Below are 16,446 nucleotides of genomic sequence, written 5' to 3' on the forward strand. Positions count from 1 at the left end.
TTGGCTCCCTTCCCCGGTACGAGCCTCGTCCCGGGCTGTTGCCACCCGGTTGCTCGCCGGTGACGGCTCGGGAACTCCTCGGGCCACCGCTCAGGGGCCGGCGATCACCGGGGGCGCGCCGACCAGGTCCAGCCGGTCGCCGAGGATCACCGCGCTGGCCCGGACGAGCTGGGTGAGCCGGTCCACCTCGGTGCTGTGGAACGCGGCGGCGGAGAGGGTCCCGCTCTGCTCGCGGGCCACCACCAGGACCAGGCCGGCCCGCCCGAACGGCGCGATCGCGTGGTGGGTGCCGTCGGGGGTGGTCATCGACCGGCCGCGCAGCGGGGTCACCTCCGGAAGTCGCGGCGGTACGGGGGCCCGCCAGCTGGCGTGCCCGATGGTCGCCCCACCGGTGCCTCCGGCCCGCGAGGCCCAGTCCACCGGCACCACGGCGGCGACGGCCCAGTCGGCCGCCAGCAGCCCGGGTACCGCGTCGACCAGCGTGGCCAGCCCGTCGGCCGGGTTCGCGGCGACCTGGGCCAGCAGCTCGGCGTCCTGACCGGTGGTGGTGGGCGCGCCGATCGCCCGCCACACGCCGTCGACCCGTACGCCCGGGATCGCCGCGAGCCCGGCCAGCAGCCGCTCCACCCGGGCCGCGCCCGGCCAGACCACCGTGAAGTCGTCCACCGCGCGCCCGCCGAGCCGCTCCAGGACGACCACCTGGACGATGTCCGCACCGGACACGCCCAACGTGCGGGCGACCTGGCCGAGGGTGCCCGGACGGTCCGGCAGGGTGACCCGAACTCGCAGCAACATGTCTGTCCCTCCGCTCGGCGGGCCGGCGCCGGCCGGCTGGTCACAGCCTGGGCGTTGACCATTTCGTCCCTGTTGCAGAGGCATGTCCCTAGGGGAAAATCTGACCTTGACAACGTGAGCGGGCTGCCATCAACTAGTCGGATGACCGATCCGGCCGTCGATGCGCTCCGGCCGGGGGCCCTTCCGGCGTCCCCCGCCGGTCTGGACCTGGACCGGCTCGCCGGCTATCTGGCGGAACACCACCCCGAGCTGGCCGTCGGGCCACTGCGGGCACAGCTGATCGCGGGCGGCAAGTCCAACCTCACCTACCTGCTGAGCCTCGGCGACCGCGAGGTCGTGCTGCGCCGGCCACCGCTGGGGCACGTGCTGGCGACCGCGCACGACATGGGCCGCGAGTTCCGGGTCATCTCGGCGCTGGCGCCGACCGAGGTGCCGGTGCCGGGTGCACTGCTGCTCTGCACCGAGCCGGAGGTGATCGGCGCGCCGTTCTACCTGATGGAGCGGATGCCCGGCGAGGTGTTCCGCACCCGCCGGCAGACCGATCCGCTGGGCGACGAGCGACGCCGCGCGCTGGCCATGGCGATGATGGACACTCTCGCGGCGCTGCACACCGTCGAACCGGCGGCGGTCGGGTTGGGCGACTTCGGCCGCCCGAAGGGCTACCTGGCCCGGCAGGTCCGCCGGTGGGCCGGGCAGCTCGACCGCTCACGCAGCCGCCCGCTGCCGGGCATCGACGAGTTGCGGGACCTGCTCGCCACCACCGCGCCGGAGGGCGCGAACGCCGGCCGCATCGTGCACGGCGACTACCGCCTGGACAATCTCCTCGCCTCGGCCGACCCGGTCGCCGTGCACGCGGTGCTGGACTGGGAGATGGCCACCCTCGGTGACCCGCTGGCCGACCTGGGGCTGCTGTTGACGTACTGGGACGTGCTGGGCGACAGCGAGACGGCCGCCGGCAACCCGGTGGCCGACGGGCTCGGCCCGCGTGCCGGCTTCCCCACCGGCGCCGAGCTGATCGACCGGTACGCGGGGCGCAGCGACGTCGACGTCGGGCCGCTGCACTGGCACGTGGCGCTCGGCTGTTTCAAGCTCGCGGTCATCTGCGAGGGCATCCACTACCGCCACTCGCTCGGGCAGACGCTCGGCGAGGGCTTCGACCGGATCGGCGAGATGGTGGCACCGCTGGTCGCGCACGGGCTGACCGCCGCCAGGGAGCGGTGATGGACTTCTCGTACGACACCCGGACCGAGGAGCTGCGCGACGAGCTGACCCGGTTCCTGACCGAGCACGTCTATCCGGCCGAGGCGGTGCACGCCGAGCAAGTGGCCGCCGGCGACCCGTGGTCGCGTACCCCGGTGCTGGCCGAGCTGAAGGCGGAGGCCCGCAAGCGCGGCCTGTGGAACCTCTTCCTGCCCGACCCGCGCTACGGCGCCGGCCTGACCAATCTCCAGTACGCTCCGCTCGCCGAGCTGACCGGGCGCAGCCCACACCTGGCGCCGGAGGCGGTCAACTGCGCGGCGCCGGACACCGGCAACATGGAGCTGCTGGCCGAGTTCGGTTCGCAGGCGCAGCGGGAGCGCTGGCTGATGCCGCTGCTGGAAGGCGAGATCCGGTCCGCGTTCTGCATGACCGAGCCGGACGTCGCGTCCTCCGACGCCACCAACATCGCCACCCGGATCGTCCGCGACGGCGACGAGCACGTCATCAACGGCCGCAAGTGGTGGTCGTCCGGTGCGATGGACCCGCGCTGCGAGATCTTCATCGTGATGGGCAAGACCGACCCCGGCGCCGACCGGCACCGCCAGCAGAGCATGGTGCTGGTCCCCCGGGACACCCCGGGCGTGACGGTGCGCCGGGGCATGACCGTCTTCGGCTACACCGACGGTTCACACGGCGGGCACGCCGAGATCGACTTCACCGACGTCCGGGTGCCGGCGGAGAACCTGATCGGCGCCGAGGGCACCGGCTTCGCCATCGCCCAGGCCCGGCTGGGTCCGGGCCGGATCCACCACTGCATGCGGCTCATCGGGATGGCCGAGCGGGCGTTGGAGCTGCTCTGCCGGCGGGCGAACGAGCGCGTCGCGTTCGGCCGGCCGCTGGCCGAGCAGGGCGTCGTCCGGGAGTGGATCGCCGAGTCGCGGGTGCGCATCGAGCAGTCCCGACTGCTGGTGCTCAAGACGGCCTGGCTGATGGACACCGTCGGCAACAAGGGCGCGCACACCGAGATCCAGGCGATCAAGATCGGCACCCCGGCGATGGCGGAGTGGGTGATCGACAAGGCCATCCAGGGGTACGGCGGCGCCGGCGTCAGCCAGGACACCCCGCTGGCCGCCCTGTGGGCGCAGACCCGCACCCTGCGCCTCGCCGACGGCCCCGACGAGGTCCACCGCTCCTCCCTCGCCAAGCGCGAACTCCGCCGCTGGACCCCCACCCCCGCCTGACGGCGCACCGCGCACCGCGCACCGCGAGATCGTGGCGGTGGCCGTGGGCCGGGGCCGGGGCCGGACTGGGCTGGGGACGGCGGGGACGGGGCCCAGGGCTAGGCGGAGGTGCGGTGGATCAGTTGGGTGTCCAGGAGGATGTGGGGGGCGGGGAGGTCGTCGCCGCGGATCCGGGCGACCAGCAGCCGGGCCATCTGCCGGCCCATCTCCTCCACCGGCTGGAAGACGGTGGTCAGTGGCGGGTCCGCCTGCCGGGCGATCGGCGCGTCGTCGAACCCGACCACCGCGACGTCCTCGGGCACCCGCCGGCCGGCCTCGCGCAGCGTCCGTAGCGCGCCGAACGCCATCAGGTCGGACGCGACGAAGACCGCGTCCAGGTCCGGGCAGGCGTCCAACAGCCGGCGCATGCCGGCCGCGCCGCTGCCCTCGCTGAAGTCGCCGTACGCGATCAGGTCGGGGTTGACGCCGGTCCCGCTGGCCTTGACCGCCTCGGTGTAGCCGGCCAGCCGGGCCAGGCCGGCGCCCATGTCTTGCGGGCCGGCGATGGTGGCGATGCGTCGCCGCCCCCGGCCGGCCAGGTACTCCACCGCCTGCCGGGCGCCGCCCACGTTGTCCACGTCGACGAACCAGGCCGGCTGGGCGCCGGGTTGCAGCATCCGGGCCGGCCGACCGCCGAGCACGGCGGGCAGCCCGCGCTCCTCCAGCAGGGTCGGCAGCGGGTCGGAGTCGTGCAACGACAGCAGCAGGACGCCGTCGACGTGCTGGTTGGTCAGGTGGTGCTCGACCCGCTCCCGCTCCACCGCCGACTGGGCCATGGCCAGCCAGAGCTGCATCGGGGTCTCCAGCAGGGCGGAGCTGATCCCCCGCACGATGCCGGCGAAGAACGGCTCGGTGAAGACCCGTTCGCCGGATTCGGACACCACCAGCGCGACGGAGTCGGTCCGCTGGGTGACGAGCGCGCGGGCGGCTCGGTTCGGCACGTACCCCAGCTCGGCGATGGCCTGCTGGACCGCGGCCCGGGCCTCCGGGCTGACCTGGGGCGAGCCGTTGACCACGCGGGAGACCGTGCCCCGACCGACGCCGGCGCGCGCCGCGACCGCGTCGAGGGTCGGGCGCCCGAGCGACCGGGTGCGCTGCGTTGTCATCGTCTGCTCCTCCGACGGCGGGCGGGCCCGGTGCCACCTGTGGGACGTGGACACCGGGACCGCCCTGATGGCTGGCCCGAGCCTATTGTGCGGCCAGACCGTTGCGTCGGATCACCGAGGCGTACCACCTGGCACTGGACTTGGGGATGCGGACCTGGGTTTCGTAGTCGACGTGGATCATGCCGAACCGCTTGGTGTAACCCCAGGCCCATTCGAAATTATCCATCAGCGACCAGGCGAAGTATCCCCGCAGGGGCACCCCGGCGCTGATCGCCTCGTGCGCGGCGCGCAGGTGGGCGTCGAAGTAGGCGAGCCGGTCGACGTCGTCGACCTCCCCGTCGACCACCGTGTCGACGAACGCCGAGCCGTTCTCGGTGACGTAGAGCGGCAGGTCGGTGTACTCGTCGTGCACCCGGCGCAGCGTCTCGACCAGGCCGGGGGCGTCGATTTCCCAGTTCATGTCCGTGACCGGGACGCCTCGGGTGACGAACCGGACGTCCTCGCTGCCCGGCCAGCAGGAGGGCGCCCGCCAGTACGGCTCCGGCTCGGCCCCCTCGACCGGGGCGGCGATCACGTGCCGGCTGTAGTAGTTGATCCCGACCAGGTCCAGCGGCGTGGAGATGGTGGCAAGGTCACCATCGCGTACGTGATCGAAGTCGGTCACCGCGCTCAGGTCGGCCACCAGGTCCTCCGGGTACGACCCGCGCAGCAGCGGGTCGAGGAAGAACCGGTTGGCCAGCCCGTCGATCCGCCGGGCGGCGTCGACGTCGCCGGGCGCGTCGCTGGCCGGGTCGACGGGGTAGAGGTTGACGGTCACCCCCACCTCGGAGCCGGGCCGGGCGGCCCGCAGCGCCTGCACGGCCAGGCCGTGCCCGAGCATCAGGTGGTGCCCGGCGCGGACCGCGTCCGCTCCGTTGGACCGGCCGGGGGCGTGCACCCCGGAGCCGTAGCCGAGGAACGCCGAGCACCACGGCTCGTTCAGCGTGGTCCAGTAGCGCACCCGGTCGCCGAGCGCGTCGGCGACCAGCGTGGTGTAGTCGGCGAAGCGGGCGGCGGTGTCCCGGGCCGGCCAGCCCCCGGCGTCCTCCAGCGGCTGCGGCAGGTCCCAGTGGTAGAGGGTGAGCCACGGCTCGATCCCGTGCGCCAGCAGCTCGTCGACGAGCCGGCGGTAGAAGTCCAGGCCCTGCGGGTTGGCCGCGCCGGCGCCGCCGGGCTGCACCCGGGGCCAGGAGACCGAGAAACGGTACGACTTGAGCCCCAGCTCCGCCATCAGCGCGACGTCGCCGCCGAGCCGGTGGTAGTGGTCGCAGGCCACGTCGCCGGTGTGCCCGGCGACCACCCGGCCGTCGGTGTGGCTGAAGGTGTCCCAGATCGACGGGGTACGGCCGTCCTCGGCCGCCGCCCCCTCGATCTGGTACGCCGCGGTCGCGGCCCCCCACAGGAAGCCGGGCGGAAAGGTCAGCCCGGGGCGCTCGTCGAGGACGCCGACGGCGGGCGGGCTGGCGGGGTTGCTCACGACTTGACGGCACCTTCCATGATCCCGCCGATGATCTGGCGGCCGAACACGATGAACACGATGACCAGCGGAACGGTACCGATGGCCGTGGCGGCGAACACCTGGGAGTAGTCGGTGTAGTAGGCGTACGAGAGGAAGGAGAGCGAGACCTGCAGGGTCGGGTTCTCCGGGGTGAGGATGGCGTACGGCCAGAGGAACGAGTTCCAGGTCTCCATGAAGGTCAGCAGACCGAGGACGCCGGCGGCGGGACGCAGCGCGGGCAGCACGATGCTCCAGTAGATCCGGAACGTGCTCGCCCCGTCGACGCGACCGGCCTCGATCAGCTCGTCGGAGATCGCCTGGCTGGCGTACTGCCGCATCATGAACACGCCGAAGGCGGTGACCAGGAATGGCACGGTGACCGCGTAGAGGGTGTCGTACCACCCCAGGTCCTGCATCATGCCCCAGAGCGGGATGAGCCCCATCTGGGTCGGGATCATCATGGTGACGATGATCGCCAGCAGGAGGGCGTTGCTGCCCTTGAACCGCAGCTTGGCGAAGGCGAACCCGGCCAGCGAACCGGTGAGCACCACCGACAGGGTGACCACCGAGGAGACGATGATCGAGTTCATCATGCCGGTGAGGAAGTTGGCGGCGTCGTTGTCGAGCACCCGCCCGAAGTTGTCACCGAACGCTCCGCCGGGGGTCAGCGGCGGCGGCACGTCGTTGATGGATTCCAGGCTGCGAGTGCCGATCACCATCATGTAGTAGAACGGGTAGATCGACAGCAGCGCCGCGAGGACGAGCGCCATGTAGGTCAGCGGGCTGGTGCGCCACAGGCGCTGGGAAGCCGAGATCATCGATCTCTCCTCACTTTGCCGAGCGGCGGACGAGTAGGAAGTTGAACACCGACACCACAACGATGATCATGAAGATGGCCCAGGCGACCGCGGCTCCGTAGCCGGCGGTGTTCAGGTTCACGATGCCCATCTCGTACATGTACATGGCCAGCGTCTGGAACTCCCGCTGGTTGCCGCCGATGATGTTGCCGTTGCCGAAGAGCAGGGGCTCGGTGAAGAGCTGCATGCCGCCGATCGTGGACAGGATGACCACGAAGATGAAGGTGGGCTTGAGCATGGGCAGGGTGATCTGCCAGAACTGCCGCCACTGGCTGGCGCCGTCGATCGCCGCGGCCTCGTAGAGGTCCTTCGGGATCGCCTGCATGCCGGCGAGCAGGATCAGGGTGTTGTACCCGGTCCACCGCCAGTTGACCATGGAGGAGATGGCCATCCAGGAACTCCAGCGGTGCCCGTCCCAGTCGACCGGGTCGACACCGACGAAGCCGAGCAGCCAGTTGAACAGGCCGAACTCCCGCTGGAACAGCATCCCGAAGACGATCGCGACCGCGGCCACCGACACCACGTTCGGCATGAAGATGGCCATCCGGAAGAAGGTCTTGGCGCGCAGGAAGGTCCGGTTGAGCAGGTTCGCCAGGAAGAGGGCGAGCAACAGCTGCGGGATGGTCGACAGGGCAAAGATGCCGAACGTGTTGACCAGCGCGTTCCAGAAGTACTCGTCGGACGCTAGCCGAGTGTAGTTGTCGAAGCCGATGAACGAGCGGTCGCCGATCATGTCCCAGTCGTGCAGCGACATCCAGGCGGTACGCAACATCGGGTACAACCCGAACGCGCCGAAGATCAGGAAGAAGGGGGCGATGTAGAGGTACGGCGAGTACTTGACATCGAGGCGGTTGAGAAACCTTCCCCGGCTACGTCGGGAAGAGACGTCGGGAGAAGGCGGTGCTGCTGGCGACGGCGGTGCGGTCGTGGCCGACAGGCTCATGCGAATTTCCTTTTCCGGCGAGGCCCGGGGCCCTCGCGCAGGGAGCTACGCGGAGGGGACCGGCCGGTGGCGTCCGGGTACTCCCGAACGCCACCGGCAGGGAATCACTCAGAAGGCACCCTGAGTCTTTGCGTCCTTCGTGAACTGCTCCCAGGCCTTCGCCTTGTCGGCCTGCCCGTTCTCGAACGCCCGCAGGGCCGGCTCGAGCGCGTTCTCCTTCACCGCCTGGTGCTTCGGACCCAGGTGGATCGGCTGGATCTTGGCGACGCTCTCCCCGAAGATCTTGCCGGTCGGCGCGTTGCTGAAGTACTCGTTGGTGTAGCTGAGGAACGCGTCGTTCTTCAGCGCCTCCAGGTTGGTGGGCAGCGGGCCCTTGAGCTTGAAGGCGTCCACCTGGCTCTTCGCGTTGGTCAGGTACTCGGCGAGCTTCGCCGCCTCCTTCGGGTACTTGCTCTGCTCCGGAACCGCGAGCCACGAGCCGCCCCAGTTACCGCCGCCACCCGGCACGGCCGCGACATCCCACTTGCCCTTGTTGGCCGCACCGGAGTTGTCCGAGACGATGCCGAGCATCCAGGACGGGCAGAAGGTGGCCGCGAAGGTGCCCTGCTTGAAGCCACCCGACCACTCCGGCGACCAGGTCTGCGCCTTGGCGGAGATGTCCGCCATCGAGGTGGCGGTGTCCCAGGCGTTCTTCACCGCGGGGCTGGTGTCCGCGATGATGTTGTCGTCCTTGTCGTAGAACAGATCACCGTTGCCCTGGAAGAGCACGCCGTTGGAGACGGCGGTGATCGAGTCGATGAACGCCTTGCCGCCGCTGCCCTGCTTGTACTTCAGGCCGGCCTCGTGGAAGCCCTTCCAGTCCGTCCAGAGCGCCGACACCTGGTCGCGCTCGGTGGGCAGGCCGGCCGCCTGGAACAGGTCCTTGCGGTAGCAGACCGCGAGGCTGCCGACGTCGGTCGGCAGGCCGATCAGCCGGCCGTCCGATGCCTTGCCCAGCTCCCACTTCCAGGGCAGGTACTCCTTGGAGTGGTCGGCGACCAGCGGCGTGAGGTCGGCCCAGTTGCGCGGGTTGGGCTTGAACTCGTTGAGGATGCCCTCTTCCAGGGCGGTGACGTCCGCCGCGCCCTTGCCGGTGGCCAGGTAGCGGACCAGCTTCGGCCGGTACTCACCGAGCTGGGCGGTCTTGCGCAGCTCGACCTTGATTCCGGTGTCCTTCTCGTACTGCTTGACGATCTCGTCGTAGCCGAACTCGCCGAAGGTGTCGACGACCAGCTTGGCCGGCTTCTCGCCGGCCGCCGGCTCGTCGTCGTTGCCGCAGGCTGCGAGACCGCCGATTGCGGTGATCGCGGCCAGGGCAGCGGCCGCCAGGCGGGTACGCCGCGTGGTGACACTCATTCGCTGACCCCTCTTTCCGGTGGTGAGGCTGGGTGGTTTGTGGTGGGGGGTGCTTGCCGCGCCGGGTCGGCGCCGGCGGTGCCGGCGGCCGGATGGAGGAGCGTGGGTGACCCGCGCCACCTCCGGGAGCGCTCCCATGAGATTGCCGGCGGGTAACGGGGGTGTCAATAGGGCGATGGGAGCGTTCCCAGATCGTTACCGCCATCGACCCCGGTGGCAGGTCACCCGAAAACGCGAAAATCCCGGCACCTCGGCCGGCGACTCACCACGGTTGCCCACTGCGGCGGGCGACGCGGGGTCAGCAGAAGCGGCGCAGCAGAGTGCCGGCGCGGTCGACGTCGAAGCGGGCGGGGTCGAATGTGGAGCCCGCCCAGTCGAGCAGCAGGGCGTGCGCCGGGTCGGCGACGTCGGCCGGATCGCCCTGATCGCCCAGCGCCACCAGCAGCGCCCGGTAGCCCGACGGGCCGCCGATGCCCTCCGGCGGGCAGGCCCGCTCGCCGTCCAGGCAGACCGGGTACCGCTCCTCCGGGTCGGCGGTCAGCGCGTCCTCGACCACCAGGTCGTGCTCCCACCAGTCGCCGAAGTCGTAGGTGTAGGAGAACCGGCTGCCCTTGCCGAGCACCGCGTCGAGCCGCACGTCCAGCTCGTCGTGCAGCGCCAGCTCGCCGTCCGGGTCGGGCTCGCCGTACTGCACCGCGTCGATCTCGAACGAGTGCAGGTGGCAGTCCCGCCAACCCATCGCGTGCTGCACCACCCGGTGCAGCCGATCCAGCGTGTAGCCGGCCGGAACGAGCACCCGGCGCCAGACCGGCGGACGGACGCCGGCGAGGGACATCTTCAGCTGGAAGATCTGACGCGGCATGCTGTCCTGTCCTCCCGCGGCTTAGGCTGCCAGCATGATCTGCCGAGCGTGCCGGGCCCGGCGACACGACGACTGCCCGGGCCGGAACTGGTGCGACTGCCAGCACCGTACCGCCCGACCGACCCCTCCGGTCACCGGTCCGGCCAGCGAATGACCGTCGGAATCCCGATCCGGCGGCTCTGGCCCGAGCCGGCGGCGCAGCCGCTGGACGACGCCGCGCTCACCGCGCTCTACGGCCGCGCCGACCAGCCCCGCCTGCGAGTCAACTTCGTGGCCAGCCTGGACGGCGCGGTCACCGTGGACGGCTACTCCGCCGGGCTCTCCGGCGAGCCGGACAAGCGGGTGTTCGGCCTGCTGCGGATGCTCTGCGACGCGCTGGTGGTGGCCGCCGGCACACTGCGCCACGAGGGCTACCGGGCGGTCCGGCTCGACGAGCGCCGCCGCGCCTGGCGCCGCGAGCACGGGCTGGCCGAGTACCCGACGCTGGTCGTCGTCTCCGGTTCGCTCGACCTCGACCCGGCGCAGGCCGCGTTCGCCGACGCCCCGGTCCGCCCGGTGGTGCTCACCCACGCCGGCGCCGAACCGCAGCCCGGGCTGACCGACGTCGCCGACGTGCTGCGCTGCGGCACCGACCGGGTCGACCTGGCCGCCGGCCTCGACGAGCTGCACAAGCGTGGGCTGACCGAGCTGCTCTGTGAGGGCGGCCCGCAGCTGTTCGGCGCGCTCACCGCCGCCGACCTGGTGGACGAGCTGTGTCTCACCGTCGCGCCGTTGCTCGCCGGGCCGGGCCCGGGCCGGATCATCGCCGGCGACGCCGCGCCACCCCGGCAGCTGCCGCTGCGGCACGTGCTCGCCGCCGACGACGGCGTCCTCATGCTCCGCCACGCCCGCGAGTGAACCCCGGGTCGGCAACGGCCCGTCGCTGACCCGGCACCCAGCGTCGCGTGCCTGACTGGCGATGGTGTCGTCCGCCGCGTCGCGTGGCAACCTGTCGTACTCCTCGGGCAGGATGCACCTCATGCGCGCCGACCGTGATGCCCGACCGACCCGAGTCGCCCGATGACCGACGCCGGCCTCGACACCCCGGGCGAGCCGGTCGGCCGGGTGCTGGGCACCGCCGACGCCACCCCGTTGCAGTTCTGGACGGCCGTGGCCCCCGGCAGCTACCTCCAGCTCGACGACGTGGTGGTGACGCGGCGTGAGCTGCCCGACCGCGAGCCGGTGACGATCGCCGGGGTGGTCACCCAGGTCCGGGCCCGGCACGAGGGCGCCCAGTTCGACTCCGACGTCTTCGCCATCGCCGACGGCACGCTGCCCGCGCAGGTGCAGGAGGCGGCCGAGGTGACCACCACCCGGGTCGACCCGGAGTTCTACGTGCCGCCGACCCCGGGGGCGGTGGTGCACCGGGCCGAGGGCGACGCCCGCGCCCGGGCGCTGCACTTCGACCGGATGGAGCGGCGCATCCCGATGGGGATGGGTCGCGACGGGGTGCCGGTCTACCTCAACGCCGACTTCCTCGACGGCAGCCGGGGCGCGCACGTCTCCATCTCCGGCATCTCCGGCGTGGCCACCAAGACCAGCTTCGCCACCTTCCTGCTCTACTCGGTCTTCCGTTCCGGGGTGCTGGGCGGCGACGCGGTCAACGCCAAGGCGCTGATCTTCAACGTCAAGGGCGAGGACCTGCTCTTCCTCGACCATCCCAACACCCGGCTCGACGAGCCCACCCGCGCGGCGTACGCGAAGCTCGGGCTGACCGCCGGCGCGTTCCCCGACGTCCGGGTGTACGCCCCGCCCCGGGTCGGCGACTCGGCCGGCACTCCGGACGTGAGCAGCCGGCTCACCGGCGTCGACGCCTTCTACTGGACGCTGAGCGAGTTCTGCGCCGACCGGCTGCTGCCGTACGTCTTCGCCGACGCCGACGACGAGCGCCAGCAGTACACGATGGTGGTCCACTCGGTCACCGCGCACCTGGCCCGCTACGCCCAGCCCGCCGACGGCGGGGTGAGCATCGACGGGGTCCGGCTCGGCTCCTACGGCGACTTGGTCGACCACATCGTCGACCAGCTCAACGACGACGAGACCCGCTCCGACTGGGCTGGCAGCGCGGTCGGTCTGGGCACCGTCAACGCGTTCGCGAGGCGGTTGATCGGCAGCAAGAAGGACCTCGCCCGGCTGATCCGCGGCGACCTCGCCACCCGCCGCCCGCACTCGATCAACACGAGCGAGTCGGCGCAGGTCACCGTGGTCGACCTGCACAACCTTCCGGACCGCGCCCAGCGGTTCGTGGTCGGTGTGACGCTCAAGAGCGAGTTCGAGCGCAAGGAGAAGTCCGGAACCGCCAAGCCGCTGCTCTTCGTCGTCCTCGACGAGCTCAACAAGTACGCCCCCCGCGAGGGCTCCTCGCCGATCAAGGAGGTGCTGCTGGACATCGCCGAGCGGGGCCGCTCGCTCGGCGTGATCCTGATCGGCGCCCAGCAGACGGCGAGCGAGGTGGAGCGGCGGATCGTCACCAACTCGGCGATCCGGGTGGTCGGCCGGCTCGACCCGGCCGAGGCCTCCCGCCCGGAGTACGGTTTCCTGCCGCCGGCGCAGCGGCAACGGGCGCTGCTGGCCAAGCCGGGCACCATGTTCGTCAACCAGCCCGACATCCCCGTGCCGCTCTGTCTGGAGTTCCCGTTCCCGGCCTGGGCCACCCGGGTCTCCGAGGCGGGCCGCGCGCCATCGGAGACGCTGCGCTCGATCACCCAGTCCGCCGACCCGTTCGCCGTCGTGGGCTCCGGCGGCGGCACCGACGACGACATCCCGTTCTAGGGGGGCCAGCGCAGCCATGAAGATCCTGCACACCTCGGACTGGCACGTCGGCAAGGTGCTCAAGGGGCAGTCCCGGGCCGAGGAACACAAGGCCGTGCTGGCCGGGGTGATCGACATCGCGATAGCCGAGCAGCCGGATCTGGTCATCGTCGCCGGTGACCTCTACGACACGGCCGCGCCCACCTCCGAGGCCACCCGGCTGGTCACCCGGGCGCTGACCGCGCTGCGCCGCACCGGCGCGGACGTGGTCGCGATCGGCGGCAACCACGACAACGGCCCGGCGCTGGACGCGCTGCGGCCGTGGGCGGAGGCTGCCGGGATCACGCTGCGCGGCGGGGTACGGGAAAACCCGGACGAGCACGTGATCGACGGCACCACCGCCGGCGGCGAGCGGTGGCAGTTGGCCGCGCTGCCGTTCCTGTCCCAGCGGTACGCGGTGCGCGCGCTGGAGATGTACGAGCTGACCGCCGCCGAGGCCAACCAGACGTACGCCGACCACCTGGGACGGGTGCTGGGTCGACTCACGGAGGGCTTCACCGAGCCGGACCGGGTGCACCTGGTCACCGCGCACCTGACGGTGACCGGCGCGACCACCGGCGGCGGCGAGCGGGACGCGCACACCGTGCTCGGCTACGCCGTGCCGGCCACCGTCTTCCCGGCCACCGCGCACTACGTGGCGCTGGGCCACCTGCACCGGGCGCAGCGGGTCATCGGCCCCTGCCCGGTGCGCTACAGCGGCAGTCCGCTCGCGGTCGACTTCGGCGAGCAGGAGAACGTCCCCTCCGTGACCGTGGTCGAGGTGACGGCGAGCACCGCGGCCCGGGTCCGCGAGGTGCCGGTGACCGCGGCGAGCGCGCTGCGCACCGTGCGGGGCACCCTGGCCCAGCTCGCCGAGATCGAGGCGCCGGACGCCTGGCTACGGGTGTACGTGCGGGAGCAGCCCCGCGCCGGCCTCCGCGAAGAGGTCCAGGAGCTGCTTCCCCGTGCCCTGGAGATCCGGATCGACCCGGAGCTGCTCGCCGCGCCGGGCAGCGGCGCCCGCATCGCGCAACGCTCCGGGCGCTCGCCCCGGGAGCTGTTCGCCGACTATCTGGACAGCCGGGGGCACGCCGACGAGGGCGTCCGGGAGCTCTTCGACGAACTCTTCGAGGAGGTCGAGCACTGATGCGTCCGATGCGGCTGGACATGGCCGGTTTCACGGTCTTCCGGGACGAGACGACCGTCGACTTCACCGACGCCGACTTCTTCGCCCTGATCGGCCCGACCGGCTCGGGCAAGTCCACCGTGCTGGACGCCATCTGTTTCGCCCTCTACGGCACGGTGCCCCGCTGGGGCGGCACCCGGGGGCTGGCGAACGCGCTCGCGCCGTCGGCGACGGAGGCCCGGGTTCGGCTGGTCTTCGAGTCCGGCGGCGCCCGGTACGTGGCCACCCGGGTGGTGCGCCGGGACGGCCGGGGCAACGTCAAGACCGCGAACGCCGGGTTGCAGCTGATGCCGGCCGGCTTCGACGTGACCAAGCTGGACACCGGCCTGAGCCCGGAGGACCTCGGCGAGGTGGTGGCCGGCACCCCCGCCGAGATGGAGCAGGCGGTGCTGGAGGCGGTCGGGCTGCCGTACGAGCAGTTCACCAGCTGTGTGGTGCTGCCGCAGGGCCAGTTCGCCGACTTCCTGCACGCCAAGCCGGCGACCCGGCAGCAGATCCTGGTCAACCTGCTCGGCCTCGGCGTCTACGAGGACGTGCAGAAGCGGGCGACCGCGCGCGCGGCGCAGGCGGAGGCCCGACTGGACGCGGTCGACCAGGTGCTCGCCGGGCTCACCGGCGTGGACGACGAGGCGCTGGCCGAGGCCGACGCCCGGGTCGACCGGATGACCGAGCTGGCCGCCGCGGTGACCGCTGCTGTGCCGGAGCTGGCGGCGGCCCGGGCCGCGGCGCGCGAGGCGGCGGCGGCGCTGAGCGCCCTCGACGACGAGCTCACCGTGCTGACCGGGGTGCGCGCGCCGGGCGGCGTGGCCGAGGTGGCCCTCGCCGTGACCATGGCACGGGCCGACGCCGAGGCGGCGGCCACCGGCGTCTCGCTGGCCGAGGAGCGGGAGGAGAAGCTTCGCGGCGAGCTCGCCGGCGCCGGGGACGAAAGCGCGCTGCGGATGCTGCTGCGGGCGTACGACGACCGCGACCGGCTGACCGGCGAGGCCGAGACGGTCCGCGCGACGGTGACCGCGGCGAACGGCGAACACGCCGCGGCGGTAGCGTCGCTGGCAGCCGCCCGCGCCGACGCCGAGCGGGCCGAGGCCGAGCTGGAGGCGGCCTTCCGGGCGCACGAGGAGGCGAAGGCCACCGACCTGGCGGTCGGCCTGCGGGTGCACCTGCATCCCGGCGCCGCCTGCCCGGTCTGCGAGCAGCCGGTGGCCGAGGTGCCGGCGGTGCCGGCCGACTCGGCGGTGGCCGCCGCCACGGCGGCCGGCAAGGCGGCGCGGGCCGCAACGAAGGCCGCCCAGGCGGTCGTGCAGCAGCGGGACGCGGCGGCGCGTGACCTGGAACGGCTGCTGGTGCAGGCCCGGGCCCGGCAGGAGCAGCTGGACGCCCGGTTGGCCGAGCTGGCCGGGCAGCTCTCCGGGGCGGCCGAGCCGGCCGTGTTGCGCCGGGAGTTGGCCGAGCACGCCCGGCTGCGGCGCGCGCTGGAGGAGGCGGCGACCGCCGTTCGGGCCGGCCGGGACGCGGCCCGAACGGCCCGCGCCGGGGTGGACGCCGCCGAGGAGCGGCTGCGGGCGGCCTGGCGGGGCTTCGACACCATCCGGGACGGGCTGGCCCGGTTCGGCCCTCCCGCGACCGACCGGGACGACGTCTCCGCCGCGTGGGCGGCGCTGACCGGTTGGGCGGCCACCGAGGCGGACCGGCGCCGCGCCGACCGGGCCGGTCGGGCCGCCGTGGTCGCCGAGGCCGAGGGGGCGGCCGACGCGGTGCAGCGGAGCATCGCCGGCATCTTCGCCGCCGCGGACGTGCCGGTCGCGGACGATCCGGTGCACGCCGCGACCGTGGCGGTGGAGCGGGCCGAGGCCGACCGGCGTCGGCTTCGGGAACGCCGCGAGCAGGCCGGGACTCTGCGCGAGCAGCGCGCCGGTCACGAGCGGGAGGCTCAGGTGGCCCGCGCGCTGGCCGGGCATCTGCGGGCCAACAACTTCGAACGGTGGCTGCTGGCCGAGGCGTTGGACCTGCTGGTCGACGGTGCGTCGGGCATCCTGCGGGAGCTCTCCGGCGGGCAGTACGAGCTGGTGCACGACAAGGGTGAGTTCTTCGTGGTCGACCACCACGATGCCGGGCTGCGCCGGGGCGTGCGCACGCTCTCCGGCGGCGAGACGTTCCAGGCGTCGCTGGCGTTGGCGCTCGCGCTCTCCGAGCAGCTGGCCGGGATGTCGACCACGGCGGCGACCCTGGAGTCGATCGTCCTGGACGAGGGCTTCGGCACGCTGGACGCGGCCACCCTGGACACGGTGGCGGCCACCCTGGAAAACCTGGCCGCCCGGGGCGACCGGATGGTCGGCGTGGTCACCCACGTGCCGGCGCTGGCCGAACGGATCCCGGTCCGGTTCGAGGTGCGCAAGGATGCCCGCTCGGCGCGCGTGGAACGGACCGGCCGGTGAGCGCGAGGAGTGCAGCGCAGC

13 protein-coding genes are annotated in these 16,446 nt (G+C 72.4%); 6 read left to right on the forward strand and 7 right to left on the reverse strand.

The genetic code is table 11. From position 1 onward, the window contains the following. Positions 1 to 90: 90 nt before the first annotated feature. Positions 91 to 795 (reverse strand): ACT domain-containing protein, encoded by a 705-nt coding sequence (locus ACWD6N_RS08715; protein ID WP_354963052.1) that lies wholly within the window; start codon positions 793 to 795, stop codon positions 91 to 93. A 141-nt stretch (positions 796 to 936) separates the two neighbouring features. Here ACWD6N_RS08715 and ACWD6N_RS08720 point away from each other — a divergent pair, with 141 nt between their 5' ends. Both ACWD6N_RS08720 and ACWD6N_RS08725 read left to right on the forward strand, forming a co-directional pair. Further along, positions 937 to 2,016 (forward strand): phosphotransferase family protein, encoded by a 1,080-nt coding sequence (locus ACWD6N_RS08720; RefSeq protein WP_354963053.1) that lies wholly within the window; start codon positions 937 to 939, stop codon positions 2,014 to 2,016. Further along, positions 2,016 to 3,236, forward strand: a complete 1,221-nt coding sequence (locus ACWD6N_RS08725; protein ID WP_354963054.1) for an acyl-CoA dehydrogenase family protein — start codon at positions 2,016 to 2,018, stop codon at positions 3,234 to 3,236. Before ACWD6N_RS08720 ends, ACWD6N_RS08725 begins: the two co-directional genes overlap by 1 nt. A 98-nt stretch (positions 3,237 to 3,334) precedes the next feature. Here the strand turns inward: ACWD6N_RS08725 and ACWD6N_RS08730 are convergent, their stop codons facing one another. From ACWD6N_RS08730 to ACWD6N_RS08755, 6 genes are all read right to left on the reverse strand, one after another. Continuing rightward, positions 3,335 to 4,381: a LacI family DNA-binding transcriptional regulator gene (locus tag ACWD6N_RS08730; protein WP_354963055.1), complete on the reverse strand. Its 1,047-nt coding sequence runs from the start codon at positions 4,379 to 4,381 to the stop codon at positions 3,335 to 3,337. Between the two features lie 82 nt (positions 4,382 to 4,463). Beyond that, entirely contained in the window at positions 4,464 to 5,897 is a 1,434-nt protein-coding gene (locus tag ACWD6N_RS08735; protein ID WP_354963056.1) for a GH1 family beta-glucosidase, read from the reverse strand. Continuing rightward, on the reverse strand, positions 5,894 to 6,736 hold the full coding sequence (locus ACWD6N_RS08740) for a carbohydrate ABC transporter permease (protein ID WP_354963057.1): 843 nt from the start codon (positions 6,734 to 6,736) through the stop codon (positions 5,894 to 5,896). Before ACWD6N_RS08740 ends, ACWD6N_RS08735 begins: the two co-directional genes overlap by 4 nt. A gap of 10 nt (positions 6,737 to 6,746) precedes the next feature. Continuing rightward, on the reverse strand, positions 6,747 to 7,718 hold the full coding sequence (locus tag ACWD6N_RS08745) for a carbohydrate ABC transporter permease (protein WP_354963058.1): 972 nt from the start codon (positions 7,716 to 7,718) through the stop codon (positions 6,747 to 6,749). A gap of 108 nt (positions 7,719 to 7,826) precedes the next feature. Beyond that, complete coding sequence (locus tag ACWD6N_RS08750; protein ID WP_354963059.1) at positions 7,827 to 9,113, reverse strand: ABC transporter substrate-binding protein; 1,287 nt, start codon at positions 9,111 to 9,113, stop codon at positions 7,827 to 7,829. 298 nt (positions 9,114 to 9,411) lie between these two features. Beyond that, positions 9,412 to 9,975: a plasmid pRiA4b ORF-3 family protein gene (locus ACWD6N_RS08755; RefSeq protein WP_354963060.1), complete on the reverse strand. Its 564-nt coding sequence runs from the start codon at positions 9,973 to 9,975 to the stop codon at positions 9,412 to 9,414. A gap of 150 nt (positions 9,976 to 10,125) precedes the next feature. Here ACWD6N_RS08755 and ACWD6N_RS08760 point away from each other — a divergent pair, with 150 nt between their 5' ends. The 4 genes from ACWD6N_RS08760 (at position 10,126) to ACWD6N_RS08775 (ending at position 16,425) form a co-directional block, all read left to right on the forward strand. Continuing rightward, on the forward strand, positions 10,126 to 10,872 hold the full coding sequence (locus ACWD6N_RS08760; RefSeq protein WP_354963061.1) for a pyrimidine reductase family protein: 747 nt from the start codon (positions 10,126 to 10,128) through the stop codon (positions 10,870 to 10,872). Positions 10,873 to 11,034: 162 nt separating this feature from the next. Beyond that, complete coding sequence (locus ACWD6N_RS08765; RefSeq protein ID WP_089017047.1) at positions 11,035 to 12,786, forward strand: ATP-binding protein; 1,752 nt, start codon at positions 11,035 to 11,037, stop codon at positions 12,784 to 12,786. Positions 12,787 to 12,802: 16 nt separating this feature from the next. Further along, complete coding sequence (locus tag ACWD6N_RS08770; protein ID WP_354963062.1) at positions 12,803 to 13,951, forward strand: exonuclease SbcCD subunit D; 1,149 nt, start codon at positions 12,803 to 12,805, stop codon at positions 13,949 to 13,951. Further along, a complete protein-coding gene (locus ACWD6N_RS08775) occupies positions 13,951 to 16,425 on the forward strand; it encodes an SMC family ATPase (protein ID WP_354963063.1) in 2,475 nt (824 codons plus the stop codon). The genes ACWD6N_RS08770 and ACWD6N_RS08775 overlap by 1 nt, the downstream gene beginning before the upstream one ends. Positions 16,426 to 16,446 lie beyond the last annotated feature (21 nt).

Source organism: Micromonospora sp. NPDC005163, from assembly GCF_053599835.1.